This is a genomic window from Streptomyces sp. NPDC020422 (genome assembly GCF_044386705.1).
Taxonomy (GTDB): Bacteria; Actinomycetota; Actinomycetes; order Streptomycetales; family Streptomycetaceae; genus Streptomyces.
On sequence record NZ_JBIRVJ010000001.1, the window covers coordinates 126909 to 152733 of the forward strand.

General features: G+C 74.0%; 24 protein-coding genes. 21 read left to right on the forward strand and 3 right to left on the reverse strand.

Annotated features, from left to right (window positions below; translation table 11 throughout):
• Nucleotides 1-28: 28 nt before the first annotated feature.
• Together ACH414_RS00600 and ACH414_RS00605 are read right to left on the reverse strand one after the other, a co-directional pair.
• A complete protein-coding gene (locus ACH414_RS00600) occupies nucleotides 29-709 on the reverse strand; it encodes a DUF305 domain-containing protein (protein ID WP_398940448.1) in 681 nt (226 codons plus the stop codon).
• Between the two features lie 94 nt (nucleotides 710-803).
• Nucleotides 804-1235 (reverse strand): DUF6153 family protein, encoded by a 432-nt coding sequence (locus ACH414_RS00605; protein ID WP_398940449.1) that lies wholly within the window; start codon nucleotides 1233-1235, stop codon nucleotides 804-806.
• Between the two features lie 216 nt (nucleotides 1236-1451).
• Here ACH414_RS00605 and ACH414_RS00610 point away from each other — a divergent pair, with 216 nt between their 5' ends.
• Both ACH414_RS00610 and ACH414_RS00615 read left to right on the forward strand, forming a co-directional pair.
• Nucleotides 1452-1808 carry a hypothetical protein gene (locus tag ACH414_RS00610; protein WP_398940450.1) on the forward strand — a complete coding sequence of 119 codons (357 nt, stop codon included), beginning with the start codon at nucleotides 1452-1454 and terminating at the stop codon, nucleotides 1806-1808.
• A 205-nt stretch (nucleotides 1809-2013) separates the two neighbouring features.
• Nucleotides 2014-2619: a hypothetical protein gene (locus tag ACH414_RS00615; RefSeq protein WP_398940451.1), complete on the forward strand. Its 606-nt coding sequence runs from the start codon at nucleotides 2014-2016 to the stop codon at nucleotides 2617-2619.
• Between the two features lie 21 nt (nucleotides 2620-2640).
• On the opposite strand, the gene ACH414_RS00620 is transcribed toward ACH414_RS00615, so the two are convergent.
• The gene (locus ACH414_RS00620) at nucleotides 2641-2988 is read right to left on the reverse strand and encodes a tetratricopeptide repeat protein (RefSeq protein ID WP_382545034.1); all 348 of its coding nucleotides are present in this window, start codon (nucleotides 2986-2988) and stop codon (nucleotides 2641-2643) included.
• A 143-nt stretch (nucleotides 2989-3131) separates the two neighbouring features.
• Between ACH414_RS00620 and ACH414_RS00625 the strand changes: the two genes are divergently transcribed.
• The 19 genes from ACH414_RS00625 to ACH414_RS00715 all read left to right on the forward strand — a co-directional run bounded on the left by ACH414_RS00625 (nucleotide 3132) and on the right by ACH414_RS00715 (nucleotide 25795).
• Nucleotides 3132-4097 (forward strand): pirin family protein, encoded by a 966-nt coding sequence (locus ACH414_RS00625; RefSeq protein WP_382545031.1) that lies wholly within the window; start codon nucleotides 3132-3134, stop codon nucleotides 4095-4097.
• A 183-nt stretch (nucleotides 4098-4280) separates the two neighbouring features.
• Nucleotides 4281-4943, forward strand: coding sequence for a hydrolase (locus ACH414_RS00630; RefSeq protein WP_382545028.1), 663 nt, complete (start codon nucleotides 4281-4283; stop codon nucleotides 4941-4943).
• A 4-nt stretch (nucleotides 4944-4947) separates the two neighbouring features.
• Nucleotides 4948-5454 (forward strand): DoxX family membrane protein, encoded by a 507-nt coding sequence (locus ACH414_RS00635; RefSeq protein ID WP_386561606.1) that lies wholly within the window; start codon nucleotides 4948-4950, stop codon nucleotides 5452-5454.
• A 92-nt stretch (nucleotides 5455-5546) separates the two neighbouring features.
• Complete coding sequence (locus ACH414_RS00640; protein WP_382545022.1) at nucleotides 5547-6122, forward strand: Dps family protein; 576 nt, start codon at nucleotides 5547-5549, stop codon at nucleotides 6120-6122.
• Entirely contained in the window at nucleotides 6122-7546 is a 1425-nt protein-coding gene (locus ACH414_RS00645) for a dihydrolipoyl dehydrogenase family protein (protein ID WP_382545019.1), read from the forward strand. Before ACH414_RS00640 ends, ACH414_RS00645 begins: the two co-directional genes overlap by 1 nt.
• 118 nt (nucleotides 7547-7664) lie before the next feature.
• Nucleotides 7665-8501: an alpha/beta fold hydrolase gene (locus ACH414_RS00650; protein ID WP_398940452.1), complete on the forward strand. Its 837-nt coding sequence runs from the start codon at nucleotides 7665-7667 to the stop codon at nucleotides 8499-8501.
• Between the two features lie 106 nt (nucleotides 8502-8607).
• Nucleotides 8608-9561, forward strand: a complete 954-nt coding sequence (locus ACH414_RS00655) for an alpha/beta hydrolase (protein WP_386561614.1) — start codon at nucleotides 8608-8610, stop codon at nucleotides 9559-9561.
• A complete protein-coding gene (locus ACH414_RS00660) occupies nucleotides 9558-11453 on the forward strand; it encodes an amidohydrolase (RefSeq protein ID WP_398940453.1) in 1896 nt (631 codons plus the stop codon). Before ACH414_RS00655 ends, ACH414_RS00660 begins: the two co-directional genes overlap by 4 nt.
• Nucleotides 11454-11467: 14 nt before the next feature.
• A complete protein-coding gene (locus ACH414_RS00665; RefSeq protein WP_398940454.1) occupies nucleotides 11468-12193 on the forward strand; it encodes a GPR1/FUN34/YaaH family transporter in 726 nt (241 codons plus the stop codon).
• A 161-nt stretch (nucleotides 12194-12354) separates the two neighbouring features.
• A complete protein-coding gene (locus tag ACH414_RS00670) occupies nucleotides 12355-12678 on the forward strand; it encodes a GNAT family N-acetyltransferase (RefSeq protein ID WP_398940455.1) in 324 nt (107 codons plus the stop codon).
• 50 nt (nucleotides 12679-12728) lie between these two features.
• On the forward strand, nucleotides 12729-13454 hold the full coding sequence (locus tag ACH414_RS00675; protein ID WP_382545003.1) for an alpha/beta fold hydrolase: 726 nt from the start codon (nucleotides 12729-12731) through the stop codon (nucleotides 13452-13454).
• 104 nt (nucleotides 13455-13558) lie between these two features.
• Complete coding sequence (locus tag ACH414_RS00680) at nucleotides 13559-14890, forward strand: ABC transporter substrate-binding protein (protein WP_398940456.1); 1332 nt, start codon at nucleotides 13559-13561, stop codon at nucleotides 14888-14890.
• A complete protein-coding gene (locus ACH414_RS00685) occupies nucleotides 14887-15855 on the forward strand; it encodes a carbohydrate ABC transporter permease (protein WP_382544997.1) in 969 nt (322 codons plus the stop codon). The genes ACH414_RS00680 and ACH414_RS00685 overlap by 4 nt, the downstream gene beginning before the upstream one ends.
• Nucleotides 15852-16739: a carbohydrate ABC transporter permease gene (locus ACH414_RS00690; protein ID WP_398940457.1), complete on the forward strand. Its 888-nt coding sequence runs from the start codon at nucleotides 15852-15854 to the stop codon at nucleotides 16737-16739. Before ACH414_RS00685 ends, ACH414_RS00690 begins: the two co-directional genes overlap by 4 nt.
• Nucleotides 16736-19492, forward strand: coding sequence for an ATP-binding protein (locus ACH414_RS00695; protein ID WP_398940458.1), 2757 nt, complete (start codon nucleotides 16736-16738; stop codon nucleotides 19490-19492). Before ACH414_RS00690 ends, ACH414_RS00695 begins: the two co-directional genes overlap by 4 nt.
• 151 nt (nucleotides 19493-19643) lie before the next feature.
• Nucleotides 19644-22475, forward strand: coding sequence for an ATP-binding protein (locus ACH414_RS00700; RefSeq protein ID WP_398940459.1), 2832 nt, complete (start codon nucleotides 19644-19646; stop codon nucleotides 22473-22475).
• A 136-nt stretch (nucleotides 22476-22611) separates the two neighbouring features.
• Complete coding sequence (locus ACH414_RS00705; RefSeq protein WP_398940460.1) at nucleotides 22612-23859, forward strand: PucR family transcriptional regulator; 1248 nt, start codon at nucleotides 22612-22614, stop codon at nucleotides 23857-23859.
• A 137-nt stretch (nucleotides 23860-23996) separates the two neighbouring features.
• The gene (locus tag ACH414_RS00710; protein WP_398940461.1) at nucleotides 23997-24848 is read left to right on the forward strand and encodes an alpha/beta fold hydrolase; all 852 of its coding nucleotides are present in this window, start codon (nucleotides 23997-23999) and stop codon (nucleotides 24846-24848) included.
• A 41-nt stretch (nucleotides 24849-24889) separates the two neighbouring features.
• The gene (locus ACH414_RS00715; RefSeq protein WP_398940462.1) at nucleotides 24890-25795 is read left to right on the forward strand and encodes a helix-turn-helix domain-containing protein; all 906 of its coding nucleotides are present in this window, start codon (nucleotides 24890-24892) and stop codon (nucleotides 25793-25795) included.
• Nucleotides 25796-25825: the final 30 nt, after the last annotated feature.

The following is a 25825-nucleotide window of genomic DNA, read 5'->3' on the forward strand; positions in this document are numbered from 1 at the left end:
AGGCGGGATCCAACCGGCGCTCCGGCGGTCAGAGCCGCTTGAGGATCTTCTTCAGCTGGGCGATCTCGGCGGCCTGGGTACGGACCACGTCGTCGGCCACCTTCCTGGCCGCCGCGTCACCGCCGTTCGCCTGCTCCGTCTTCGCCATCTCCACCGCACCCTCGTGGTGGGCGATCATCAGCTCCGCGAACCTGCGGTCGAAGGCCTTTCCCTTCGCGGCGGCGAGCTCCGCCATGTCCGCGTCGGACATCATCCCGGCCATGCCGTGGCCGCCGCCCGTGGACTCGGGCTTGCCCCAGGTCCTGAGCCAGCCCTTCATCTTCCGGATCTCCGGGTCCTGCGCCTGCTCGACCGCGCCGACGATCTTCTTGATCTCGGCGTCCTCGGCGCGCCCGTCGGCGAGCTTCGCCATCTCCAGGGCCTGCTCGTGGTGCGGGATCATCATCTGCGCGAACATCACGTCCGCGTCGTTGAAGGCGCCCGACGGCGCGGACGCCGAGGGCGCGGCGGCGGAGGTCTTCCCGCCGTGGTCCGTGCCCTGCGTGGAGTCGCCGGAGCCCGAGCAGGCGGCGAGCAGAAGCCCCGCCGCTGCCAGGGCGCCGGTCAGGGCAAGCTTGCGGGTGGTGCGGGTGGTGCGGGTGGTGCGGGTGGCGTGGGGGATGCGGATGGCGCGGGTGGTGCGCGAGCCGGGGCGGCTGAAGGTACGCATGGGTGTCACACCTCGTGTGCTGTCGTTCGTTCGATGACGGAATGGGCCGTGCACGTCTGCGGGCAGCGCGAGGCGCCCGCGGCGGCGATACGGCCTAGATCCGCAGGATCGACAGGTGGGCGAGGTCAGGGGGCCGCGGCGGCGGGGCGTTCGGCCCGAGGCAGGACAGCAGCCGCGCGAGGAGCGGGGCGAACCCGGCGGCGCCGCGGCGCAGGGCGGCCCTGAGGAGGGCGGCGAGCAGCCAGCCGCCGAGCACGGCCACGCAGAGCGTGGTCATGTCCATCCCCATGCCGGAGCTGTGCGGGGAGTCGTGCGGGGCCGGCTGCGCGGAAGCGCCCCGGTGGTGTTGCGGGCCCGGCTGCGTCGGGGCCGCGGCATGACTCGTGCCGTCGCCGGCCGACGAGCCCTCCGGGTGGCCGACCGCGTGCATCACGAACACGCCGAGCGCGAGCACCACGACGAGCAGCAGGTGCGCCAGGGCACCTCCCGCTCGCGTACCGCCGCGTCCCGCTCGTCCCGCGTCCACCGCTTCGACCTCCTGGCCCCGACCTTACCGAACCCGGAGGCGGATACCCCGCACGGGTACCCCGTCCGCGTGCTCCCGGACGTCCCTCGACGCCCCCGGGCGCCCCCTGGCGCACCTCCGCCAAGCCGGTGACACGGCCTCACCCGCGGCCCGACCCTGATCCCGCAGTGCCCTGGCATCCGCCCGTCCGCCGTGACCATGCCGGGAGGCGCGCCCATGTCGATCGTCGTCACCTTCGCCGGAAGGACCCCGCTCCCCACCGCGGGATCCTGGTACCCGATCTGGTCCTCCCGGGTGCAGTCGTCGAGCCCGGCCGACCTCCGCCCCGGGCAACGGCTCGCCCTGGCCCTCCCCGCCGACGTGGACCTGCGCGACCCGGCGCTCTTCCCCGGGGTGCCCGCCCCCGACGGCGCCTTCGCCGAGGCGGCCCCGGCTCCGGGCGCCGGTACGCGGGCCGGACGGTCACCGGGACCGGACCGCAGGCCCTCTCCTTCGTCGCACCGCCGACCGAAGCGGACCGGGACCTCCTCCTCGTCGTCCGCGACCAGGGCCCCGGGCGGGCCTGGACGGTGACCCCGTTCGCGACCTCCGCCGGCGGCCCGGCCGGCCCGGTGCGGGGTGCTCACCGCGCCCGTGCCGGGGCCCGTGCGCGCAGGCCGGCCCGTCGGCGAGTTCGCCGGCACCCTCCCGTACGCCGGCGAACTCTTCGGCGTCCACGGGCAGCACGGGCGGCGGCGTACGGATCACCAGGGGCTCGGCCGGCACCGTCGAGCGGTGCGTGATCAAGGACAACGTCTCGCGCGGCCTCGAAGCGGCCCCGCGGCCGGGGGAGCCGCGCCGGGCCAAGCCGGGCGGCGGCGGCATCTCGGCCCGCAACGCCGACCTCACCCTCACCGGCACCCGGTTCACCGGGAACATCACCTCCGACCGGCCGGGCGGCGGCATCGTCCCCTACGCCGACACCGAGGGGAACATGGGCGGCGTCCCGGACATGTGGACGGCGATCCTGCGGGAGGTCTTCGGGGTCACGGAGGTGACCGTCCGCACCGACGCGGCCAGTGAGATCACCGGCAACGCCTGCGGGTACGACGAGCACCGCGTCCCGCTCGCGGAGCCGCGCTTCGCCAAGGGCGGCGGGGTCCTCGTCCTCCAGGCGACCTTTCCGGGCGCGCCGCGGGCGGACGTGGCCCTGGCGTCCGTCCGCGGGACCGTCCACGGGAACACGGGACGCACCCGGGGCTATCCCCCGGCGGTCCAGCCCGGCACGGTGATCGCCACGGCGAACGACACCTGCCTCCAGGACCTGCCGAACCACCGGGAATGGACGGAGGCCGACGACGCCCCTCTGCTGAAGGGCGCCGCCGACCTCCGGTTCAAGGCGTGAGCGCGCCGGGCGCCGGCCGGCTCACTCCGGCAGCTCACCCGCCATGGCGGCGGCCAGCCGCAGGTGCGGCGCCGCCTCCTCGGTGCGCCCCTGACGCTCCAGGGTGCGGCCGAGCATCAGCCGGGCGTAGTGCTCGACCGGATCGCGCTCCAGGACGGTCCGGAGCTCGTCCTCGGCCCGGGAGAGCTGGGCGGAGTGGTAGTACGCGCGGGCGAGCAGCAGTCGCTGGGCCGTCTGGTCCGGGTGCTCGGCGACCAGACCGCGCAGGATGCGCACGGCCGTCAGGTACTCCTTGGCCTCGAAGAACAGCTGGGCGCGGTCCCACCGCTCGCCCGCCGTCCCGAACTCGTAGTACGTCTCCTCGCTCACCGCTCTGGCTCTCTCTCCTGTGGGCGGAAATGCTGGTGCCCGTGCAACACCGCCATGTGGTTGAACATTCCACCAATATTGCGGTGCGGCGGGTCCACGCCGATCCAGGACCTTCCGCCCCGGACAGGAATAGGTTGAACGCCATGAGCAATCTTGATCGCCAGGCCGCCCTCCAGGTCTGCGGCGGCCGCGGTTTCGTCGTCGCCGAACCGGTACGGGAACTCCTCAGCCCCCGGCGCGTCCAGCTCGGCGAGTCGACCGAGGTGCGCCGCCTGCTCCCCAACCTCGGCCGCCGCATGGTCGGCGCCTGGGCCTTCGTCGACCACTACGGCCCCGACGACATCGCCGGCGAACCCGGCATGCAGGTCCCGCCCCACCCCCACATGGGTCTGCAGACCGTCAGCTGGCTCCACGAGGGCGAGGTGCTGCACCGCGACTCCACGGGCAGCCTGCAGACCATCCGGCCGCGCGAGCTGGGCCTGATGACCTCCGGCCGGGCGATCTCCCACTCCGAGGAGAGCCCCCGCTCGCACGCCCGCTATCTGCACGGCGCCCAGCTCTGGGTCGCCCTCCCCGACGCCCACCGCCACGTCGAACCCCACTTCCAGCACCACGCCGAGCTCCCGCACGTCACGGCCCCCGGCCTGACCGCGACAGTGATCCTCGGCGAACTCGCCGGCGCCGTCTCGCCCGGCACGGCCTACACCCCCCTCACCGGCGCCGACCTCGCCCTCACCGCCGGCACCGAGGCCCGCCTGCCCCTCGAACCGGACTTCGAGTACGCGGTCCTCGCCATGTCCGGCGAGGCCCATGTCGACGGTGTCCCCGTCCTCCCCGGCTCGATGCTCTACCTCGGCTGCGGCCGCACCGAACTCCCCCTGCGCGCCGACTCCGACGCGGGCCTGATGCTCCTGGGCGGCGAGCCGTTCGAGGAGGAGATCGTCATGTGGTGGAACTTCGTCGGCCGCACGGACGAGGAGATCCGCGAGGCGAGGGAGGCGTGGATGACGGGCGACCGCTTCGGCGAGGTGAAGGGCTACGACGGAGGCCGGCTGGACGCGCCGGAGGTCCCGGCGAACCGGCTGAAGGCCCGGGGGCGGGTGCGCTGACCCGGGGGAGGGTCGGCGTCGCCGCTGCCGTCGGTGGCGTCCGGCGCACCGGCGGTTGTGCGCTGTCGTGCCAACCCCCGGGCGCCGGGGGTCAACTCGGGCGGCCGGGTCGCCCGTAGCTTCGGGGAGTGCCGGACCGCGGAAGCGGCGGGCACGTCACCCACAGCTCCGAAGGGACCCCTCGTGTTCGACATCGACAAGGTGCAGGCCGCTCCGAGCAAGGACCTGCTCACGCCCGACAACTCGGTCATGCTCTTCGTGGACCACCAGCCGCAGATGTTCTTCGGCGCCGGCAGCGGCGACCGCGCCGCCGTCGTCAACAGCACCGTGGGCCTCGCCAAGGCGGCCCGGGCGTTCGACGTTCCGGTCGTCCTGACGACGGTCGCCGCCGAGTCGTTCTCCGGCCCGCTGCTGCCGCAGCTCGCCGAGGTGTTCCCCAAGCACGAGATCATCGACCGCACCACCATGAACGCCTGGGAGGACGAGGCGCTCGTCGCGGCGGTCAAGGCGACCGGGCGCAGGAAGATCGTCCTGTCGGGCCTGTGGACCGAGGTCTGCCTGGTGCTGCCCGCCCTCTCGGCCCTGGAGCAGGGGTACGAGGTGTACGTCGTCGCCGACGCCTCCGCCGGCGTGAGCCCGGCCGCCCACGAGCACGCCCTGCAGCGGATGATCGCCGCCGGCGCGGTGCCGGTGACCTGGGTGCAGGTGCTCCTGGAGCTCCAGCGCGACTGGGCCCGTCAGGAGACGTACGTCCCCGTCACGGAGATAGTGAAGGCCCACGCCGGCGCGTACGGCCTCGGGATCGTGTACGCGCAGAGCGTCATCGGCGCCCACGCGGCCGGCTGACCCCGTGGACACCGGCATTCTGATCCTGCGTCTGCTGGTGGGACTGCTCGTCGCCGGACACGGCGTGCAGAAGGTCAGTTCGCATCTCGGCGGCAGGGGCCTGGCCGGCGGCGCCGAGGAGTTCCGCGCCGACGGCTTCCGCGGCGGGGTCCTCACCGCCCTCGCGGCAGGAGGTGGCCAGATCGGTTCGGGCCTGCTGCTCGCCGCCGGGCTCCTCACCCCGCTCGCCGCGACCGGCACCATCGGGGTCATGACCGTCGCGCTCACCGTGAAGTGGCGCCACGGGCTCTGGGTGCAGAACGACGGATACGAGTACCCGCTCGTCCTCATCGGCACCGCCGCCGCCCTCGCCGCCACCGGCCCCGGGGCCTGGTCCCTCGACGCGGCCCTCGGCCTCACGCCGTACCCCCTGTGGTGGGCCGCCCTCGCGCTCGCGGCCGGCCTCGGCAGCGGCCTCATCACCCGGCTCGTCCTGCACCGGCTCCCCGCCCCGGCCGACGCCGCGCGCTGAGCGCGCGCCCCGCAGACCGGGTCCGGCCGCCCGCGCACCCCCGACCGGGCGGCCGGGCCCTTCCCACCCCTCTTCCCGAACAGGAGCACCCGATGGACACCCGCACGCCCCAGCACGGCGGCCAGCCGCTGCTGCACCAGAAGGGCGCCGAGACCCAGGCGTTCGGCACGCTCAAGCAGCTGCCGATCGGCCTCGGCCACGACACCCGCATGTACGCCTGCCAGCGGCTCAACCGCGTCCTCGCCGACACGCAGATCCTCTACTCCCTGTACAAGAAGCACCACTGGCTCATGCGCGGGGCGACCTTCTACTCGCTCCACCTGATGCTGGACAAGCACGCGGAGGCCCAACTGGCCATCGTGGACGCGCTGGCCGAACGGGTCCAGAGCCTCGGCGGCGTCGCCGTCGGAGACCCCCGCCACGTCGCCGAGCTGACCTCGGTCCCCCGGCCGCCGGACGGCGTCGAGCCGGTGCCCGTCATGCTGTCGCGGCTCCTCGACGCGCACGAGCGGATCCTGATCGACGCCCGGGACGCCGCCGCCCGGCTCTCCGGAGAGGGCGACGAGGGCAGCGCCGACCTGCTCGTCTCCGATGTCATCCGCACCGGCGAGGCGCAGGTGTGGTTCCTGGCCGAGCACCTCGTCGACACCCCTCTGGTGCGCGGCTGATGGACACGTACGACGTCGTGGTGGTCGGCGGCGGACCCGCCGGTGAGGTCGTCGCAGACCGGACGGTCCGGGCCGGGCTGACCGCCGTCGTCGTCGAGGCCGACGCGGTCGGCGGCGAGTGCTCCTACCGCGCCTGCGTCCCCAGCAAGGCCCTGCTGCGACCCGGCGCCGCACGGGCGGAGGCCCGATCGGTCGACGGGGCCCGGCAGGCGGTCACGGCGGCCGTCGACCCGGCACACGTCCTGGCCCGCCGCGACCGCTTCACCGGGCGCGGCGACGACAGCGGCCAGGCCGACTGGCTCGACGGCGCGGGCATCGCGCTCGTACGGGGGCACGGGCGGCTCGCCGGAGAGCGCCGGGTGGCGGTGACGGAAGCCGACGGCGGGGTCCGTACGCTGCGGGCCCGGCGCGCGGTCGTGGTCTGCACCGGAACCGAACCCGCTCTTCCGCCGGTCGAGGGGATCGACCGGATCGGCGCCTGGACCAACCGGCAGGCCACCACGGCCGACGCGGTGCCCGAGCGGCTCGTCGTCATCGGCGGGGGAGTGGTGGCGTGCGAGATGGCCACCGCCTGGCGCTCGCTCGGCTCCTCCGTCACCCTGCTCGTCCGCGACCAAGCCCTGTTGACCGGCTGGGAGCCGTGTGCCGCCGAGGAGGTCACCCGGGGGCTGGGCGAGCTGGGCGTCACCCTCCGCTTCGGGGTGTCGGCCGTCCGGGCCGCCCGTGACGACGACACCCGCACGGTGACCCTGGACCTGGACGACGGCACGACGCTCGACTGCGACGAGGTCCTCGCCGCCGTCGGCAGGCGGCCGCTCACCGCGGACCTCGGCCTCGACTCCGTCGGACTGCCGGCGGGCGACTGGCTCCCGGTCGACGACACGTGCCGGGTCGCGGGGGTCGAGGGCGACTGGCTGTACGCCGTCGGCGACGTCAACCACCGTGCCCCGCTGACCCACATGGCCAAGTACCAGGCCCGTGCCTGCGCGGCCGCGATCGCCGAGCGAGCCGCCGGGCGCCCGGCCGCCACCGGAGGCCGACAGCCGTGGAGCGCGGAAGCCGACCGCTTCGCCGTCCCGCAGGCCGTGTTCACCCGTCCCGAGATCGCGAGCGTCGGGCTCACGGAACGCGCGGCCCGCCAAGCGGGTCTCGCGGTGCGCACGGTGGAGTACCGCATCGACGACGTCGCCGGGGCCGCGCTCCACGCGGACGACTACCGCGGCCTGGCCAAACTCGTCGTCGACGAGACCCGAGGGGTCGTCGTCGGCTGCACGCTCACCGGCCCGATGGCGACCGAGCTCCTCCACACCGCCACCGTCGCCATCGTGGGCGAGGTCCCGCTGGAGCGCCTCTGGCACGCCGTGCCCGCCTTCCCGACGGTGAGCGAGGTCTGGCTCCGGCTCCTGGAGGCGTACGGCCTCTGAGGCGCGACCTCGCGTGACCGTCGCTCCCGCCGGCGCTCCCGCCGTCGCTCCCGCCCACCGCGGCCTCCCGCACCGCCGACCACACCCGAACGTCCCACCACCCGACAAGGAAACCCCCATGCATCCCACGAGGCGCGCCCTCACCCTCGGCCTCGCCCTGCCCGCCACGCTTGCCGCCCTGGTCGGCGCCGGACCCGCCGCACCCGCGAGCCGCCCGGCCCCCGCCGGCACCGACCGGCACGTGCCCAAGCCCACGATCGTCCTGGTCCACGGAGCGTTCGCGGACGCCTCCAGCTGGAGCGGCACGATCCGGCGCTTGCAGCACGCCGGCTACCCCGTCCTGGCCCCCGCCAACCCGCTGCGCGGCCTGGCCGTGGACACCGCCTACCTGCGCAGCGTGCTGGCCGCCGTCGACGGCCCCGTCGTCCTGGTCGGGCACTCCTACGGCGGCGCCGTCATCAGCGGTGCCGCGGTGGGCGACAGCCGTGTGAAGGCCCTCGTCTACATCGCCGCGTTCACCCCGGACAAGGGCGAGAGCGCGGCCGAGCTCGCCGCCAAGTTCCCCGGCTCCACCCTCGGCGACACCGTGAACCCGCGGTCCTACCCGCTGCCCGGCGGTGGCACCGGCACCGAACTCGTCGTCGAACCCGCAAAGTTCCGCCGGCAGTTCGCCGCCGACGTCCCCACCGCCGACGCGTCCGTCATGGCCGTGAGCCAGCGACCGGTCGCCACCGCCGCGCTGGAGGAGAAGGCCGGCCGGACGGCCTGGCGGACGGTCCCGTCCTGGGCGCTGATCGCCACCGCCGACAAGAACATCCCTCCGGCCGCCCAGCAGTGGATGGCCCGGCGCGCCGGCTCCCACGTCACCGAAGTGGACGCGTCGCACGCCGTGGCCGTCTCCCGCCCCGCCGTGGTCACCCACGTGATCCTCGCCGCGGCGCGGGCGACGCGCTGAACCCCGATCCGCGCTTCCCCCGCATCCCGTTCGCCTCGCACATCCCGTTCACCGCGCACACCGCGCACACCGCGTTCACCGCGCACATCCCCAAGGAGAGTCCCTGATGAACGACCGCCCCGTCCTCGAACCCGCCGCCCAGGCGTTCGCCGACGCCACCGCCCAGCCGCCCTTCCTCTACGAGATCCCCGTCGCGGACGGCCGCAAGGCCGTGGACGACGTCCAGAGCGGCGAGGGCGTCCCCCTGCCCGAGGTCGACGAGGAGTGGGTCACCGTCCACGGCGGCCCGACCGGCGACGTCCGGGCCCGGATCGTCCGCCCGCGCGGCGCGACCGGCCCGCTCCCCGTCGTCCTCTACATCCACGGCGCCGGGTGGGTCTTCGGCAACGCCCACACCCACGACCGGCTCGTCCGCGAACTCGCCGTCGGCAGCGGGGCGGCCGTGGTCTTCCCCGAGTACGACCTGTCGCCCGAGGCCCGCTACCCCGTCGCGATCGAGCAGAACTACAGCGTCGCCCAGTGGGTCGCCCGCGAGGGCCACCACAAGGACCTCGACGGCACGCGCATGGCCGTCGCGGGCGACTCGGTCGGCGGCAACATGACCGCCGCCCTCACCCTCATGGCCAAGCAGCGCGGCGACGTCACGCTCCTCCAGCAGGTCCTCTTCTACCCGGTCACGGACGCGGGCTTCGACACCGAGTCGTACCACGCCTTCGCCGAGGGCTACTTCCTGCGCCGCGAGGCCATGAAGTGGTTCTGGGACCAGTACACGACCGACGAGGCCGACCGCGCCCAGATCACCGCCTCCCCGCTGCGCGCCTCCACCGAGCAGCTCACCGGTCTGCCGCCGGCCCTGGTCGTCACGGCCGAGGCGGACGTCCTGCGCGACGAGGGCGAGGCGTACGCCGCCAAGCTCCGTGCCGCCGGGGTGCCCGTCACCGCCCTGCGCGTCCAGGGCGTCATCCACGACTTCGTCATGCTGAACGCGCTGCGCGAGACGCGGGGTGCGGAGCTCGCCATCGGTGTCGCCACCGACGCCCTGCGCAAGGCCCTCGCATGACCGGGCCGTCGACCGGCATGCCGGTGGCGGGCCTCGTGCCCGCCCCGCGTCGGGAAGCCGAGCACGCCGACCTCCTCGTCCGCAACGCCAAGGTCTTCACGGGTGATCCCGACCGCCCCGGGGCCCATGCCGTCGCGATCCGCGACGGCCGGGTCGCGGCCCTCGGCGACGACCACGACCTCGCCCACCTCGTCGGTCCCGGCACCAAGGTGGTCGACGCCCTCGGCCGCCGGGTGGTCCCGGGACTCAACGACTCGCACCTGCACGTCATCCGGGGCGGCCTCAACTACGTCCTGGAGCTGCGCTGGGACGGCGTACGCAGCCTCCGCCAGGCCCTGGCGATGCTGCGCGAGCAGGCCGGCCGCACGCCCAAGGGGCAGTGGATCCGGATCGTCGGCGGCTGGACCGCGGAGCAGTTCGCCGAGCGTCGGATGCCGACCGTCGCCGAGCTGAACGCGGCCGCCCCCGACACCCCGGTGTTCGTCCTCCACCTGTACCAGTCGGCGTTGCTGAACCGCGCCGCGGTGAAGGCCGCCGGCTTCACCCGGGAGACCCCCGACCCGCGCGGCGGCCAGATCGTCCGGGGCCGGGACGGCGAACCCAACGGCGTGCTCCTCGCGGCGCCGAGCGCGCTCATCCTCTACTCGACCCTGGCGAAGGCACCCGCCCTCGACGAGGCCGACAAGCGCACGTCGACCCGCCACTTCCTGCGCGAGCTGAACCGCTTCGGGCTGACGTCCGCCGTCGACGCCGCCGGCGGGTTCCAGAACTTCCCCGACAACTACGCCACGGTCGTCGACCTCGCCCGGTCCGGGGAGCTGTCCCTGCGGATCGCCTACCACCTCTTCCCGCAGACGGCCGGCCAGGAGCTCGCCGACCTCAAGCGCTGGACCGAGACGGTCAAGCCCGGGGACGGAGACGAGTGGCTCCGGCTCAACGGCGCCGGCGAGAACCTGACCTGGGCCGCCGCCGACTTCGAGAACTTCTCCGAGCCCCGCCCCGAGCTCGCCGCGGGCTACGAGACCGAGTTCGAGAAGGCCGTACGGCTCCTGCTCGAGAACGGCTGGGGATTCCGGCTCCACGCGACCTACGACGAGACGATCCGCCGCGACCTGGCCGTCTTCGAGAAGCTCGCCGCGGAGGGGCTCTTCCCCGGCGGCAACCGCTGGCTCTTCGACCACGCGGAGACGGTCTCGGCCGGCAGCCTCGACCGGATCGCCGCCCTCGGCGGAGCGGTCTCGGTCCAGAACCGGATGTCCTTCCAGGGCGCCGCCTTCCGCGACCGCTACGGCGCCGAGGCGGCCGCGCACACCCCGCCGGTCCGGGCCATGCTGGACCGCGGCCTGACCGTCGCCGCCGGAACGGACGCGACCCGCGTCTCCTCGTACAACCCGTGGGTCGCCCTCCACTGGCTGGTCACCGGGCGCACCGTCGGCGGCACCGCGCTCTACCCGGCCGCGAACCTGCTCGACCGGGAGACCGCCCTCGGCCTCTACACCCGGGGCGGAGCGCGGCTCACCGGCGAGCAGGACGTCAAGGGAACCCTGCGGGAGGGCTACTACGGCGACCTGGCGGTCCTCTCCGACGACTTCCTCACCGTGCCCGAGGACGTCATCCCCGACATCGAGTCCGTCCTCACCGTCGTCGGCGGCCGCATCGTCTACGCGACCGCGGAGTACGAGGGACTCGACGAGGCCGTCCCGCCGGTGAGCCCCGCATGGAGCCCGGTGGCCCGCTTCGGCGGCTACCAGGCGGGCCGGGCCGGCGCCCGTCAGGCGTCGTCGGTGGCCGAGGCCGCCGCCGAGTCCGAGCAGCACCGCAGGTGGCGCGTCGCGCGCGGCTCCGTCCCCGAGACGGCGCCGCCCTTCGTCGACCCCTGCTTCGACCACTGAAGGAGAGACACCCGATGACTGCCGCCTCCCCGGCCGCCGACGGCGAAGAAGACCCGGGCGCCCCGCCCGGACGCCGATTCGAGCCGGACCTCCGGTCGATGACGCGGATCAACCTGCGCCCCATCGCCTCACCCATGCCGCTCGGCTTCTTCACGATCGCCATCGCGTCCGTGATGACGGGCTGCCTCCAGCTCGGGATCCTCGGCGAGGAGGCCCGCACCGCGGTCGCCTTCACCGTGCTGCCCGCCTTCGTCCTCCAACTCCTGGTCAGCTTCCTGGCCTTCGGCGCCCGCGACGTGATCGCCGCCACGCTGATGGCGGTGTTCGCCGGCAGCTGGCTGCCCTACTCGCTCATCATGCTGAGCGGCGCGGCGGACGGACCGAAGGTCCTCGGCATCTTCAACCTGGCCCTTCTCTGCTTCGGCGCGCTGATGACCGCCGTGACCGGGCCCAAGCGGGCGCTCTGGCTCGTCCTCGCGGTCTCCCTGCCCCGGTGGGCGGCGACCGGCCTCGCGGGCGTCACCGGCGCCGAGTGGCTGACGCGCACGTCCGGGGTGCTCGGGCTCGTGGTGGCGCTGGTCGCGATGTACACGGCGTTCGCCCTGATGCTCGAGGACATGCGCAGCGAGCAGATTCTGCCCCTCGGCCGCAGCGGCCCCGCCCACCTCGCGGTGGAGGGCGACCTCGCCGTCCAGCTCCGCAACCTGGAGCGCCAGGCGGGCGTGCGCCGCACCCTCTGACCCCGGCCACCGGGCCCCCGAACCACCGGCCTCGGACGCCGGCCACCGGACCCCGGCCCCCGAACCACCGGCCCCCCCGGCCCCCGGCCCCCCGGCCCCCGGCCCCCCGGCCCCCGGACCCGCCACCGGCCCCCGAACCACCGCGAACGACAGGAGCACCCATGGAACCCCAGGTCATCGACCGGCCCGAGAAGTCCCGGTACGAGATCCTCGCCGAGCCCGATGCCGAGACCGGCGCCGAGACCGCAGGCTTCGCCGAGTACCACCTCTCCGAGGGCGAGATCGCCTTCCTCCACACCGAGATCGACCCCCGCTTCGGCGGCCGGGGCCTGGGCGGGCTGCTCGCCCGCGGCGCCCTCGACGACGCCCGGGCCCGTGGGCTGCGCGTCCTGCCGTACTGCCCCTTCATCCGCGGATGGATCGGCAAGCACCCCGAGTACACCGAGCTGGTGCCCGAGGCGCGCCGCGCCCGCTTCGGCCTGTGAACCGACTGCCGATCATCATCAACCGCAGCCACTCACCCAGGAGTTGACCCATGCCCCGACACGCCCGACCCACCGTCGTCCTGGTCCACGGCGCCTTCGCCGACGCCTCCGGCTTCGCCCGCGTCATCCCCGAACTCACCGCAGCCGGTCTGGACGTGGTGGCTCCGGCCGTGCCCAACCGCGGCCTCGTCGACGACGCCGCGTACATCGCCTCCGTGGTCCGTGCCGTCGAAGGCCCCGTGATCCTGGTCGGGCACTCCTACGGCGGCGCCGTCATCACCCTCGCCGGTGCGGAGGACAACGTCCGCGCGCTGGTGTACCTCGCCGGATACGCGCTGAAGGAGGGCGAGAGCCTGGGCGAGCTGCAGGGCGGCTTCCCCGACTCCGGTCTCGCCGACGCGCTCGTCTACACCCCGTTCCCGGTCCCCGGCACCAGCGAGACCGGCACCGACGTCTCGGTGGCGGTCGACCGGTTCCCCGAACTCTTCGCGGCCGACGTCGAGCCCCGGCTCGCCGAGGTGCTCGCCGTCTCCCAGCGCCCCCTCGCCGCACGGGCCTTCTCCGAGGCGGCACCGGTCGCCGCGTGGCGGACCAAGCCCTCGTGGGGACTGGTCGCCTCCTCCGACCGTACGATCAACCCCGATGTGGAGCGGTACGGGTACGCGCGGGCCGGCATGACGACCGTCGAGGTCGACTCCTCCCACCTGGTGATGCTCTCCCAGCCCAAGGCCGTGGCGGAGCTGATCCTGGACGCGGCGCGGTCGACCGGCCACTGACCTGGCCCTTCGACGTCGAACGATTGGTCTATGTCGTGCGAACCCGGTAGCTTTCCGAAACGCCCGCCGAGAACGCGCGGCGGGCGATCGGAGGAAGCACACCCATGAGGTCCGGCGCGAGGCTCGCGCTCGCCGTGATCGTCCTCGCCGTCACCGCCACCGCCTGCGGCACCCCGCGGGACGGCGGTCCGCGGTCGCACACCGCCGCGGACTGCGCCCCGTACGCCCGCTACGGCGAGCACCCGGGGACCCGGGTCACCGTGTACGCGGAGAACCGGGACCGGGAAGCCGACCTCTTCGAGGAGGCGTGGGCGGACTTCGCCGACTGCACGGGAATCGACGTCCAGTACGAGGGCGACGGGGAGTTCGAGGCGCAGATCCAGCTCCGGGTCGACGGCGGGAACGCCCCTGACGTGGCGTTCTTCCCCCAGCCCGGCCTCATGGAACGCTTCGCGCGGGCCGGGAGGCTGAAGCCCGTGAGCTCCGGCGTCGCCGCTCTCGCCAAGCAGGGCTGGTCGGCAGACTGGAACGGCTACGCGACCGTGGACGGAACCCTCTACGGCACTCCGCTGGACGCCAACGTGAAGTCGCTCGTCTGGTACTCCCCGACGTTCTTCCGGGACCGGGGACTGAGCGTTCCCCGCACGTGGACCGAGCTGATGGCCGTCACCGAGAAGATCGCCGCCTCGGGCGTCAAGCCGTGGTGCGCGGGCGTGGAGTCCGCCGAGGCGACCGGCTGGCCCGTGACGGACTGGATCGAGGACGTCCTGCTGCGTCAGCAGGGCACGCACGTATACGACCAGTGGGTCGCCCACGAGATCCCGTTCGACGACCCGCGGGTCATCAGGGCCATGGACACCGTGGGGTCCCTCCTCAGGAACGACCGGTACGCCAACGGCGGTTTCGGCCCGGCCCGGTCGATGGCCTCGATCTCCTTCCAGGAGGCCGGGGCACCGGTCCTCTCCGGTGACTGCGCGATGCACCGCCAGGCCTCGTTCTACGCCGGCCTGTGGCCGAAGGGCACCGAGATCGGACCGGACAAGGACGTCTACACCTTCCTCCTGCCGGGTCGCGACCCGGCGAGCCGCCCCGTACTGGGCGGTGGCGTGTTCACGGCGGCGTTCGCCGACCGACCCGAGGTGCGGGCGTTCCAGGAGTATCTGGCCTCCGCGGACTTCGCGAACGCGCGCATGAGGAAGGGCCCTTTCGTCTCGGCGAACAGGGGCGTGGATCCGGCGAACGCCGCCACCCCGGTCGACCGGCTCTCGATCCAGCTGCTCCAGGATCCCGGGACGCAGTTCAGGTTCGACGGTTCGGACCTGATGCCGGCCTCGGTCGGCGCCGGGACGTTCTGGAAGGGAGCCGTCGACTGGATCGGCGGCGCGAGCACCCGGCAGGTCGCCGCCTCCATCGAACGGTCCTGGCCGGGAAGGTGAAGTCGTTCGACGTCGTCGCCCAGCAGCCCAAGCTGCTGTACCTGCTCCAGGGCCTCGCCGCCTTCGCGGCGGTCGTCTCCCTGATCCTCCTCGCGCTGCACCGGGGGCCGGTACGGAGGAGGGCCGCGGCCCTCCTCCTGCTCGCCCCCGCGCTGCTGCTGCTCACGATCGGCCTCCTCCTGCCCGGGCTGCGCACCCTGGCGCTGTCGTTCACCGGCAGCGGCGGAGACACCTGGGCCGGCCTGGACAACTACGTGTGGATGTTCACCGACCGCGGGGCGCTCGTGGCGCTGCGCAACACCCTGGCGTGGGTGGTCCTCGTACCGCTGACGTCCACCGGGGTCGGTCTGCTCTACGCCGCGGCCGTCGCACGGTCGCGGTGCCGGACGTTCGCGCTGTCCCTCCTCCTGACGCCGATGGCGATCTCGTTCGTCGGCGCGGGTGTCGTCTGGAAGTTCGTCTACGCCTACCGTCCGGCCGGGGCCGGCCAGATCGGGCTGCTGAACCGGCTCGTCGTCGCGTTCGGCGGCGAACCGCGGCAATGGCTCGTGGACTCCCCCTGGAACGTCCTGTTCCTCATCGTCGCGATGGTGTGGACACAGACGGGCTTCGCGGCCGTGCTGCTGGCCGGCGCGATCAGAGCCGTACCCGCGGAGCTGACCGAGGCCGCCCGGCTCGACGGCGCGTCCCCCGGGCAGATCTTCCGGCGGATCACCCTGCCGTCGATCAGGCCCACCCTGCTCGTCGTCCTCCTCGCCCAGGCCGTCGGCACCTTCAAGGCCTTCGACATCGTCAAGACCATGACCGGCGGCCAGTTCGACACGGGCGTCCTCGCGCACGCCATGTACGAGCAGGCCTTCCGCTACGGCGAGACGGGCCGCGGCGCGGCGCTCGCCGTGCTCCTCTTCCTCCTCGTCACCCCCCTCGTCGCCCACCAGGTCCGGGCGCAGCGGAGGACGGGGTGAACGGCATCCGGGAGCGTCTGGCCTCCCGCGCCCTCTCGTCCGTCGCCGTGCTGATCGCGATCCTCTGGACGACCCCCACCCTCGGCCTGCTGCTCTCCTCGCTCCGCCCCGAGGAGGACATCAAGACGACGGGCTGGTGGACCGTGTTCGGTGCGCCGCACCTCACGCTCGACAACTACGGCGAGGTCCTCTCCGGCGGCGGGAACGGCTCGGGCCGGCTCGCGGAGCACTTCGTCAACTCCGTCGTCATCACCCTCCCCTCGGTGCTGTTCCCGCTCGTCCTGGCCTTCTTCGCGGCGTACGCCCTGGCCTGGATCGACTTCCGGGGGCGCGACGCGCTCCTCGTCGGCGTCTTCGCGCTCCAGGTCGTGCCGCTCCAGATGGCGCTCGTCCCGCTCCTGAGGCTCTTCTCCGGGGGCTGGCTGTTCCTGCCCGCCTGGCACCTCACCGGTCCGGCGCGGTTCGGCCAGGTCTGGTTCGCCCACACCGCCTTCGCGCTGCCGTTCGCGGTGTTCCTCCTGCACCACTTCCTGGCGGCACTGCCCCGGGACCTGATCGAGGCCGCCCGCGTCGACGGCGCGTCGCACGGGACGCTGCTGCTCCGGATCGTGCTGCCGCTGGCCCGCCCGGCCCTCGTCAGCCTCGCCGTCGTCCAGTTCGTCTGGGTGTGGAACGACCTCCTCGTGGCACTGACCCTGTCGGGTGGAACGGCGGAGACCGCGCCCATGACGGTCAGACTGGTGAGCCTGGCCGGCACCTACGGCAGCGAGTGGCAGCGGCTCACCGCGGGAGCCTTCGTGGCCGCCCTCGTTCCGCTGCTCGTCTTCTTCCTGCTCCGCCGGCACTTCGCACGGGGACTGCTCGCCGGATCGGTCAAGGGATGAGCCCCGGCCGGCCCGGGGGGCACGGTGCGGCGACCGGACTGAGCCGGCCCGGACTGCGGGGACGCGAAGCCGAGCTGGAGCGGCTGCGCGCCCTGCTCGAAGCCGTGCGCGACGGTGAGGGAGCCGCGGTCGCGCTGCTCCTCGGCGAGCCCGGGATCGGGAAGACCGCGCTGCTCCAGGAGGCCGTCTCGCTCGGGCGGGACCGCGGGTTCCTCGTCGGCCATGGACGCGCCGAGGAACTGCACGAACTGGCACCGCTCGCCTCACTGGCCTCGGGCCTCCTGCACGGAGACCCGCCGCTGCTCTCCGGCGCGGACTTCGCGGACCTGGCCGGCCGCCACGACCAGCGCATCCGGCTCGTCGAACGCCTGGCCCAGCTGATCGAGGAACGCTCGGCGGGCAGGCCCGTCCTGATCGCGGTCGACGACGTCCAATGGGCCGACCCGCTGAGCCGGTTCGCCCTGAGCGTCCTGCCCGCACGGCTGCTCAGCTCCCCGGTCCTCTGGCTGCTCACCAGCAGGGAGGACCCGGAGCTGTACGGGCAGGGGCCGCTGACGACGTTCCTCCCGCTGAGGCCGCTGTCCGAGACGGCCCTGGCCGAACTGGCACGCGACGTCCTCGGCCGGGACCTGCCCGCGCGGGCAGGTGCACTCCTCGACGGGGCGGGCGGCAATCCCTTCCTCGCCGCCGAGATGCTCGCCGGCATCGCGGCGACGGGCACCGGCGGGTCGGAACCGCCCGAGCGGCTGGTCCTCGGCGTACGCGACCGACTGGCCGACCTCCGGCCGGACACCCTGCACTTCCTGCGGATCGGCTCGGTCCTCGGCCGCGCGTTCTCCCTCGCCGACGCCGCCGCCCTGTGCGGCCGGCCCGCCGCCGGACTGAGCGCCGAAGTGGACGAGGCGATCGCCGCCGCCCTCCTCCACGACGACGGCGAACGCCTCCTGTTCCGCCACGACCTGCTCCGCCAGGCGGTGTACGCCGACCTCGCCCCCTCCGTACGCCGGGCCCTGCACCGGGAGGCGGCGAGCCGGCTCGTCGCGGCCGGCCGGAGCTCAGGCGACGCGGTCCCGCATCTGCTGAAGAGCGCCGAACCCGGCGACACGGAGGCGATCGCACTGCTCGGCACCGCCGCCGACGACGTGCTCGCCGTGATGCCCGACCTCGCCGCCGACCTGGCCGTACGGGCCCTGCAACTCGTACCGGCCCGTGCGCCCCTGGCGTACGAGGTGGGGGAGCGGGCCATCGTCGCGCTGACCCGCGCCGGCCGGTACGCGCAGGCACGGGAGACCGGCGACGCGCTGCTCGCCCGGCAGCCGCCCCTGGACGTCTTCGCCCGTCTGCAGTCCGCACTCGGCGACGCGCTCTGGCACCTCGACGACGTCCACGAGCTGACCCGCCGCACGACGACGGCGCTGGCAGCCGTCACCGACCCGGCGGTCCGCGCCCGGCTGACCGCCCGGCACGCCCTGGCCCGGTCCCGGGGGAGCGACCTCGGTGCCGCCCGGGAGTGCGGCGAGCGGGCGCTCGCCGAGGCGGAGCGAGCAGGCGACCGGGAGGCCCGCGTCCTCGCCCTGTGGGGGCTCGGCGAGATCGCCCTCAACGCCGGCGACTGCGCGGCCGCCGTCGCCCACCACACGGCGCTGAGCGTGTTCGACTCGGCCTTCCTTCCCGAGGAGGCCGTCGCCCTGATCCACATGGACGACTTCGACGCCGCACGGCGACTGCTCCGGTCGGCGGGCGACGTTCACCCGCGCCCCGCCATGCTCGCCTGGACGCAGGGAACCCTGAACATGGCGCTCGGCCGGCTCGACGACGCGGACGCCGACTTCGTCACCGCCGAGCGGCTCGAAGCGGACCTCCGCCTGCCCGGCAACCTGGTCAACATCCGCGTCAACCGCGGCCTCATCGCGCTGCTGCGCGGCGACCGCAAGGCCGCGGGGGCACACCTGGACGTGGTGCGGGCGAACGTGACCGACCGGCCGAACACGGGCAACCACGCCACGCTCCGGTACTTCGAGGCCGTGGTCGCCGACGCCGACGGCGACCACGCGGCAGCGGCCGAACTCGTCCGGTCGGTGCAGCGGGACCACCCCTTCCTCCGGTGGCGGCTGCTGCGCCCCCACCTCGTCCAGGCCGTGCGGATCGCCCTGCGCGGCGGGGACCGGAAACTCGCCGAGGACCTCGCGGCCCAGGCCGCCGCCCACGCCGCCCGCAACCCCGCCGTGCCGACCGTCCAGGGCACGGCCGCCCACGCCTCCGCCCTGGTGAACGCCGACCGGGAACTCCTCCAGCGGGCGGTGGGCATCCTCCACGACGGCCCCCGGCCGCTGCCCCTCGCCGCCGCGTCCGCCGACCTGGGGCGCGCGCTCCTGCCCACGGGCGGCGCCGCCGCGACAGCCGCCCTGACCACGGCGCACGACCTCTACGCGCGGGCCGGGGCCGACGCCGAGGCCGACCGGGTCCGGGCCGATCCGCAACGGGCCACCCGCCGCCCCGGCCGGCGCACCGGCCGGCTCCGGCCGCGCACCGACCAGGGCTGGGACGCGCTGACGGCCTCGGAACGCAAGGTGGCCCGGCTGATCGCCGCGGGTCACACCAACCGGTCCGCCGCGGAGACCCTCGTCGTCTCCCCGCACACGGTCAACACCCATCTGGCCTCGATCTTCCGCAAGCTCGCGGTGCGATCGCGGGTCCACCTGGCCCGGATCGTCCTCGCGGAGGACGACGCCGCAGCGGCGGTCGACGCCTGAGCGCGACCTCCGCGCCCCCGTACAGGAAGGGACGCGAGGTGCGACGGAAGGACCTGCGGCCCCGGACGGCGACGCGTACACCGACGGGCGCACGGCCGCGCCCACCGGGCCGCGCCGGAGCGGTTCACCCGGCGTCGTACTGTTCCGCCGTATGAGCGTGAACCGAGTGACGACCAGGACCGTGCCCGAGGGGCCCGACGGCGTACGGACACCCCTCCGGGGCAGGGACGCCGAACTGGCGTTCATCGAGGACCGGCTCGACGCGCTCGGCCGCGGCACAGGCGGGATCGTCCGCGTGGAGGGCCCCGTCGGAATCGGCAGATCCCGGATCCTCGCCGAGGCCGCGGCGGCCGCGAGGCGGCGCGGGACCCGGGTGTTCGAGGGGGCCGCCGACCCCGACGACCAGTTCGTACCGCTCGGCCCGCTCCTCGAAGGCGTCCTCGCCGGCGAGGAACCGCTGTCGGGCGCCCGGCGGCTGCGGGACCTCGCCACGACACCCGGCCGGCGGTTCTGGCTGCTCCAGGAGCTGGGGGACCGCCTGCGGGAGGCGGCTCGCAAGGGACCCCTGCTCGTCGCCCTCGACGACCTCCAGTGGTGCGACGACCTGACCCTCCTCACCTTCCACACCCTCGCGGCGGGACTCTCCTCTCACCCGATCCTGTGGCTGGTCGCCGTGCGCGGCGGCAGCGTCCCGTCCGGGGTGCGCACCACCCTGGACAGGATCCGCCAGGCCGGCGCACACGAGCTGGTCCTCCAAGCGCTGGAGGACCGCGCGGTCGCCCGGATCACCGAGGACGTCCTCGGCGCCCCTCCCGACCCGGACGTCCTCCGCCTCGCCCGCCGCGCCGAGGGGGTGCCCCAGCTGCTCGTCGAGCTGCTCGGCTCGCTGCCCGAGGAGGCGGTGACGATCGAGAACGGCACGGCCGGACTGCCGGCCGGGCCCCCCGCCCCACGCCGGCTCCCCTCCGTCGAACGCCGCCTCGGCCAACTGTCCGACGAGGCGCGGGAGCTGGTGCAGACGACGGCCGCCGTCGGCGGCACGGTCACCGTCGCGGCCCTCGCCGAACTGCTCGGCAGATCCTCGGCGGCGCTCATCACAGCCGTCCGGGAATCCCTCGACACCGATCTGCTCGCCGAGAGCGGCGACCGCCTCGTCTTCCGCCACGACCTGGTCCGCGAGGCCGTGGAAGCCGGCCTCCCCCTGCCCCTGCGCCGGGCCCTGCCCCGCCGGACCGCCGGCCCGACGCCGGGCAGAGCACCGGCCCGTGCCGCACGGACCGAGGGGCCGGCACCGAATGACGCCGTGCGGGCCGACCGGCTCCGCACCCGAGCGGCGGAACTCGCGGCCACCGCTCCCGGGCCCGCCGCGGAACGCATCCTCGAGGCCCTGGCACTCACCGCGGCGGACGCCCCGCAGCGGCCGCGGATCATCTCCGAGACGATCCCGCTGCTCTGGCAGACGGGCCGGGCCGCCCAGGCACGGGAGTTGGGCACCTCCGCCCTGGCGGACGGCGGTCTCGGGCCCGAGGACGAGGCGGGCATCCGCCTCGCCCTGGCCCGCCTCGCCATACCCTTCGACTTCTCCGAGGCCGTCCGGCAGGCCCGCGCCGGGGCGGCACTGCCCGGGATCTCCGCGACCGCGCGGGGGCGACTGCTCGCCATGCTCGCCGTCGGCCTGTCGATGTCCGGCGAGCACACGGCGGCCGAACGGGTCGCCGCGGAGGCCTGGGAGACCGCGGCGACCGCGGGGGACCGCGCCGCCGAGGCCACGCTGACGACCGTCCGCTCGGCCGTGAGCTTCCACCGCATGGACCTGACCGAGGCGTTCCGACAGGCCGAGCGGTCCGCCGCGCTGGCCGAAGCCCTGGGCGTCAGCACCTCGCTGTGGGTACCGGAGGCCCTGTGGCACGCCCTCCTCGCGAACACCACCGGACGCACCGCGGAGGCGCTCGCCGTCGCGGAGGAGGGCATCCGGGCCACCGAGCAGCAGGGCCGGACGGCCGCCACCCGCATGTGGCTCATGACCCGCTCCCGCATCCTCCTGGAAGCCGGACGGCTGGCGGACGCCCGGGCCGACTGCGAGGCCGCGTCCGCGCCCGACGATCCCGGCCCGGGCAACCTCGCCGACGTCACGCTCCGGTACGTGATGCTGCGCGTCGCGCTGCACACCGGCGACCGGCGGACCGTACAGGCCTACGCGGCGGAGGCGAGGCGCATGCGCAGCGACGACGCTCCCGTCGTGCGACACTTCGGCTCCTGGATGCTGGCACTGACGGCCGACTTCGAAGGCCGGCCCGACCTCGCCATGGCCGAGCTCGACGGAGTGATGACGTCGCCCGCCGAAGAGCGGCCCGCCTACGCCGGTCTGATCGACCCCGCCGACGCCCCGGTGCTCGTCCGGCTGGCCTTGCGGGCGGGCGCGTTCGAACGGGCCGCGCAGGCGGTCGCCCAGGCCGAGCGGCGGGCCTCGCTCAATCCCGGCCTCACCTTCCTCGCCGCCACCGCCGCGCACGCCAGGGGGCTCCTCGACAACGACCTCGCCCCCCTCGTACACGCCGTCCGGCTCTACGAGGACTGCCCCAGGGTGCTGGCCCGGGCCTCGGCACTGGAGGACGCCGGACGCCGACTGGCGGCCACCCGGAAGGCCGAGGCGGTGCCGTACCTGGAGACGGCCCTGGCGCTCTCCGCGCGCGCGGGCGCCGATCGGGACGTCGCACGGATACGCGGGCGCCTGCGGGCCGCCGGTGTCCGCAAGCGGCCCGCGTCGGCCCGACCCGACGCCGCATGGCCCGAGTTGACGCCGGCGGAGACACGGGTGGTGCGGCTCGTGGCCCGAGGAATGACCAACCGTCAGGTGGCCGAGCAGCTCTCCCTCTCGCCGCACACGGTGGGTTCGCACCTGCGCCGCTCCTTCACCAAGCTCGACGTCACCTCACGCGCGGAGCTGACCCGACTGGTGAAGCACCGCGACAGCGGAGAGTAGTCGCTTCGTATCCCCCGGGGGAGTCACGGCAATGCACGATTCGTGCGATGTGCCGTCGTCGTCGTTTCCCCAGACTGATCGAGCACCGCGGAATGGACGAGTTCGCGCGGACAGCCGATCGAGAGAGGAACGACGCATGACCGCCAGGCTCCAGCGAGCCCGCCCCGGCAGCCCCGAGCTCCAGGCACTCGTCGACGAACTCGCGGAGCGGCTCGGCCGCTCCGTCGCCGTCGACGACCCGCTGGTCCGCATGGTCTGCACGAGCCGCCACTTCGGCGACGAGGATCCGGTGCGCATCGGCACCCTGCTGCAGGGCCGCGCCGACAACGCCGCCATCCGCTACGTCCTCGCCCAGGGCGTGACCCGGTGGACGAGGCCCGGCTTCATCGACGGCCGTGACGACCTCGGACTGCTGCCCCGGTACGTCGTGCCGCTGCGCGAGCGCGGGCACCTCCTCGGGCTGCTCCTGGTCGTCGTCCCCGAGAAGACGCTGGGAGAGCAGGAGATCCACGCCATCACCCGGGCCGCGGAGGCCATGTCGGCCCAGATGTACGGGGAGCAGATCACCGCCGACACCCGGAAGACCGAGGAGCGGGACCTCGCCCTCGCCCTCGTCGGGCCCGACGTCGCCGCCCGTACCGCCGCGCGTCGCCGCGGCACGGAGACGGCGCTGCTCGGCCCGGCGGAGCACGTCCTGGTCACCGTCGTCCGGCTGGCCTGCGGCCCGGAGCTCCTGCGCCGGTCCGAGGCCGCCCTGTGGGCCGCGCTCGAGGGATACCGGCAGACGCGCTCCGCCCAGGGACTCGTCGCGATCGACAAGGAGCGGGCGATCCTGCTCCAGCTCCGCGACCGGCCGCCGCACCCGGACGAGGTCGCCGCCCAGTCCGCCCACATCCTCGACGAACTCCGCACCTTCCTGGACCCGTCGGTGGCCCCCGTGATCGGCGTCGGCGGCCGCCACACCGGCCTGGACGACGCGTGGACCTCGTACGAGCAGGCGCTCGTGGCCGCCCGCGCGGCCCGCCGACTGCCCGCCCTCAACCAGATCGGGGACTGGGAGCTCCTCGGGGAGCTGGCCGTGCTGCTCCAGCTCCCCGAGCACGCCCTTACCCCCTCGCTGGTCCCGAAGCCGCTCCGTACCCTGACCGAGGCTCACGGCGGCGACCGGCTGCGGGACACCCTGCGCTGTTTCCTGGAACACGCGGGATCGATCCCCAAGACCGCGCAGACGCTGGGCATCCACCGCACCTCGCTGTACTACCGGCTGCGCCAGATCCAGGAGATCACCGGACTCGATCTCGACGACGGCGCCCACCGGCTCACCCTCCACCTCGGCCTCAGGATCGGGGAACTCCTCGCCCCGGACGCCGACAGGGCCCTGTGACCCCCGAGCGCTTCGACAAAGCGAGGAGGATCCACGGCCCGATTCCTACAGCGCGCGGTGGTGCGCGCGACGGGCCCCATTCGAGGATGTTCGGGACGGGCGGGGACGACGTACCGCCCCTGACCAGGGGAGAGGTCATGAAGCAACTGATCACGACGGACGGCGTACGGCTCGCCTACCAGGACACCGGAGGCGACGGCGTCCCGCTGGTGATGCTGCACGGCTGGGGGCAGACGCAGGCGATGTTCCGCCACCAGATCGAGGGGCTCGCCCCGACCCGTCGGGTCGTCACCGTCGACCTGCGCGGCCACGGGCGGTCGGACAAACCGGACCACGGCCACCGCGTCGCCCGGCTCTCCCGCGACGTGCTCGAACTCGTCGACCATCTCGGTCTCGACCGGTTCGACGCACTGGGCTGGTCCATGGGCGTCTCCGTGTGGTGGAGCTTCGTCGACCAGTACGGCACCGGCCGGATCCGGCGGTTCGTCGCCGTCGACCAGCCCGCGGCGGTCGCCGCCGTGCCCTGGATGACCGAGCGGGAACAGCGGGAGTCCGGCGCCATCTTCGACGTGTCGGGGCTGTTGTACCTGGGCGCGGCCCTCGCGGGCCCCGAGGGCGACACGGTCCGCGCCGACTTCGTGAACAGCATGTTCTCCGGCGAACCGGACCCCGAGGTGCTGGCCTTCGTCGCCGAGGAGATCAGGTCGACACCCGCCCACCCGGGCGTGCCGCTGCTCTTCGACCACTGCGCCCAGGACTGGCGGGACGTGCTTCCCCGGATCGACGTGCCGACCCTGGTGATCGGCTGCGAGGGCAGTCATGTGCACCCCGACGCGCAGCGCTTCGTCGCCGAGCGGATTCCCGGCGCGCGCCTGCACGTCTTCGCCTCCGACGTGGCGAGCTCGCACTACCCCTTCCTGGAGAACCCGGCGGCCTTCAACGCCGTGGTGGAGAAGTTCCTGGCCGAGGAGCCGCCGAGAGGGGCGTGAACCCGCCCTCCGTCTGCACGAACCCACGGCCAGGAATCACCATGACCCTCACACTCGTGTCACGCACGCCCGAACAGGTGCCCCGGCGGGCGCCCGCGCCGACCGCGCCCTCCTCCGGCTCGGAGTGGCTGGTCCAAACGCTCTCCGAGATGCCGGACACGAACGACCGGAACCACCTCTACCTCGGCGTCCACGTCCGTGGGCCCGTGACCGTACGCGAGCGTGCCGAGACCCCGCTGGAGCCGAACGACCTCGTCTTCTGCGACCCGGCCCGGCGGCACCTGCTGCGGTTCGGAGAGGACTGCCAGATGATCTTCTGCCGCGTGCCCCGGTGCTATCCGGGCGTCCCGGAGTCGGAACTGGACCGGGTTCTCGGCGTCCCCGTACGCGGCGGAGAGGGCATCGGGGCGCTGGTGTCCGACTTCCTGACCGCGATCGCCGCCAGGGCGGAGTTCCGCCGGTCCTCGATCGGGGAGCGGCGCGCCCGCACGGCCGTCCACCTCCTCTCCGTCCTGGTCATGGAGCTCCTCGAAGCGGACACGGCGGACACCGCCGACGACGCGTCCGGAGCCGGTCGGGAGATGCTGTCCCGTGTCCACGCCCACATCGAGGAACACCTGATGGATCCGGACCTCTCGGCGGAATCCATCGCGCGCGCCCACCACATCTCCGTGCGCTACCTGCAGAAGCTGTTCCAGAACGACGGCAGCACCGTGAGCCAGTGGGTGCGGCAACGCAGGCTGGAGTCCTGCCGGTTCGAGCTGAGCCGCTCCACCCGGAGGACCACGATGGCCGCGATGGCACACCGCTGGGGCTTCAGCAGCCCCTCGCACTTCAGCCGCACGTTCCGCGGGGCCTACGGCATGAGCCCCAGCGCATGGCAGGCCCTGGCGACCTCGGCCTTCGCACCGATGACCGCCGACGCCCAGGACGAGCGACGGCGCTGAGACGCGCGCTCCGTCCCGCCCGACACCGAG

Excerpts from the sequence above, each read along its gene's own strand:
- ACH414_RS00600 (WP_398940448.1), bottom strand. The coding sequence starts at position 709 with ATGCGTACCTTCAGCCGCCCCGGCTCGCGCACCACCCGCGCCATCCGC.
- ACH414_RS00610 (WP_398940450.1), top strand. The coding sequence starts at position 1,452 with ATGTCGATCGTCGTCACCTTCGCCGGAAGGACCCCGCTCCCCACCGCG.
- ACH414_RS00625 (WP_382545031.1), top strand. The coding sequence starts at position 3,132 with ATGAGCAATCTTGATCGCCAGGCCGCCCTCCAGGTCTGCGGCGGCCGC.
- ACH414_RS00640 (WP_382545022.1), top strand. The coding sequence starts at position 5,547 with ATGGACACCCGCACGCCCCAGCACGGCGGCCAGCCGCTGCTGCACCAG.
- ACH414_RS00645 (WP_382545019.1), top strand. The coding sequence starts at position 6,122 with ATGGACACGTACGACGTCGTGGTGGTCGGCGGCGGACCCGCCGGTGAG.
- ACH414_RS00650 (WP_398940452.1), top strand. The coding sequence starts at position 7,665 with ATGCATCCCACGAGGCGCGCCCTCACCCTCGGCCTCGCCCTGCCCGCC.
- ACH414_RS00655 (WP_386561614.1), top strand. The coding sequence starts at position 8,608 with ATGAACGACCGCCCCGTCCTCGAACCCGCCGCCCAGGCGTTCGCCGAC.
- ACH414_RS00660 (WP_398940453.1), top strand. The coding sequence starts at position 9,558 with ATGACCGGGCCGTCGACCGGCATGCCGGTGGCGGGCCTCGTGCCCGCC.
- ACH414_RS00665 (WP_398940454.1), top strand. The coding sequence starts at position 11,468 with ATGACTGCCGCCTCCCCGGCCGCCGACGGCGAAGAAGACCCGGGCGCC.
- ACH414_RS00670 (WP_398940455.1), top strand. The coding sequence starts at position 12,355 with ATGGAACCCCAGGTCATCGACCGGCCCGAGAAGTCCCGGTACGAGATC.
- ACH414_RS00675 (WP_382545003.1), top strand. The coding sequence starts at position 12,729 with ATGCCCCGACACGCCCGACCCACCGTCGTCCTGGTCCACGGCGCCTTC.
- ACH414_RS00680 (WP_398940456.1), top strand. The coding sequence starts at position 13,559 with ATGAGGTCCGGCGCGAGGCTCGCGCTCGCCGTGATCGTCCTCGCCGTC.
- ACH414_RS00695 (WP_398940458.1), top strand. The coding sequence starts at position 16,736 with ATGAGCCCCGGCCGGCCCGGGGGGCACGGTGCGGCGACCGGACTGAGC.
- ACH414_RS00700 (WP_398940459.1), top strand. The coding sequence starts at position 19,644 with ATGAGCGTGAACCGAGTGACGACCAGGACCGTGCCCGAGGGGCCCGAC.
- ACH414_RS00705 (WP_398940460.1), top strand. The coding sequence starts at position 22,612 with ATGACCGCCAGGCTCCAGCGAGCCCGCCCCGGCAGCCCCGAGCTCCAG.
- ACH414_RS00710 (WP_398940461.1), top strand. The coding sequence starts at position 23,997 with ATGAAGCAACTGATCACGACGGACGGCGTACGGCTCGCCTACCAGGAC.
- ACH414_RS00715 (WP_398940462.1), top strand. The coding sequence starts at position 24,890 with ATGACCCTCACACTCGTGTCACGCACGCCCGAACAGGTGCCCCGGCGG.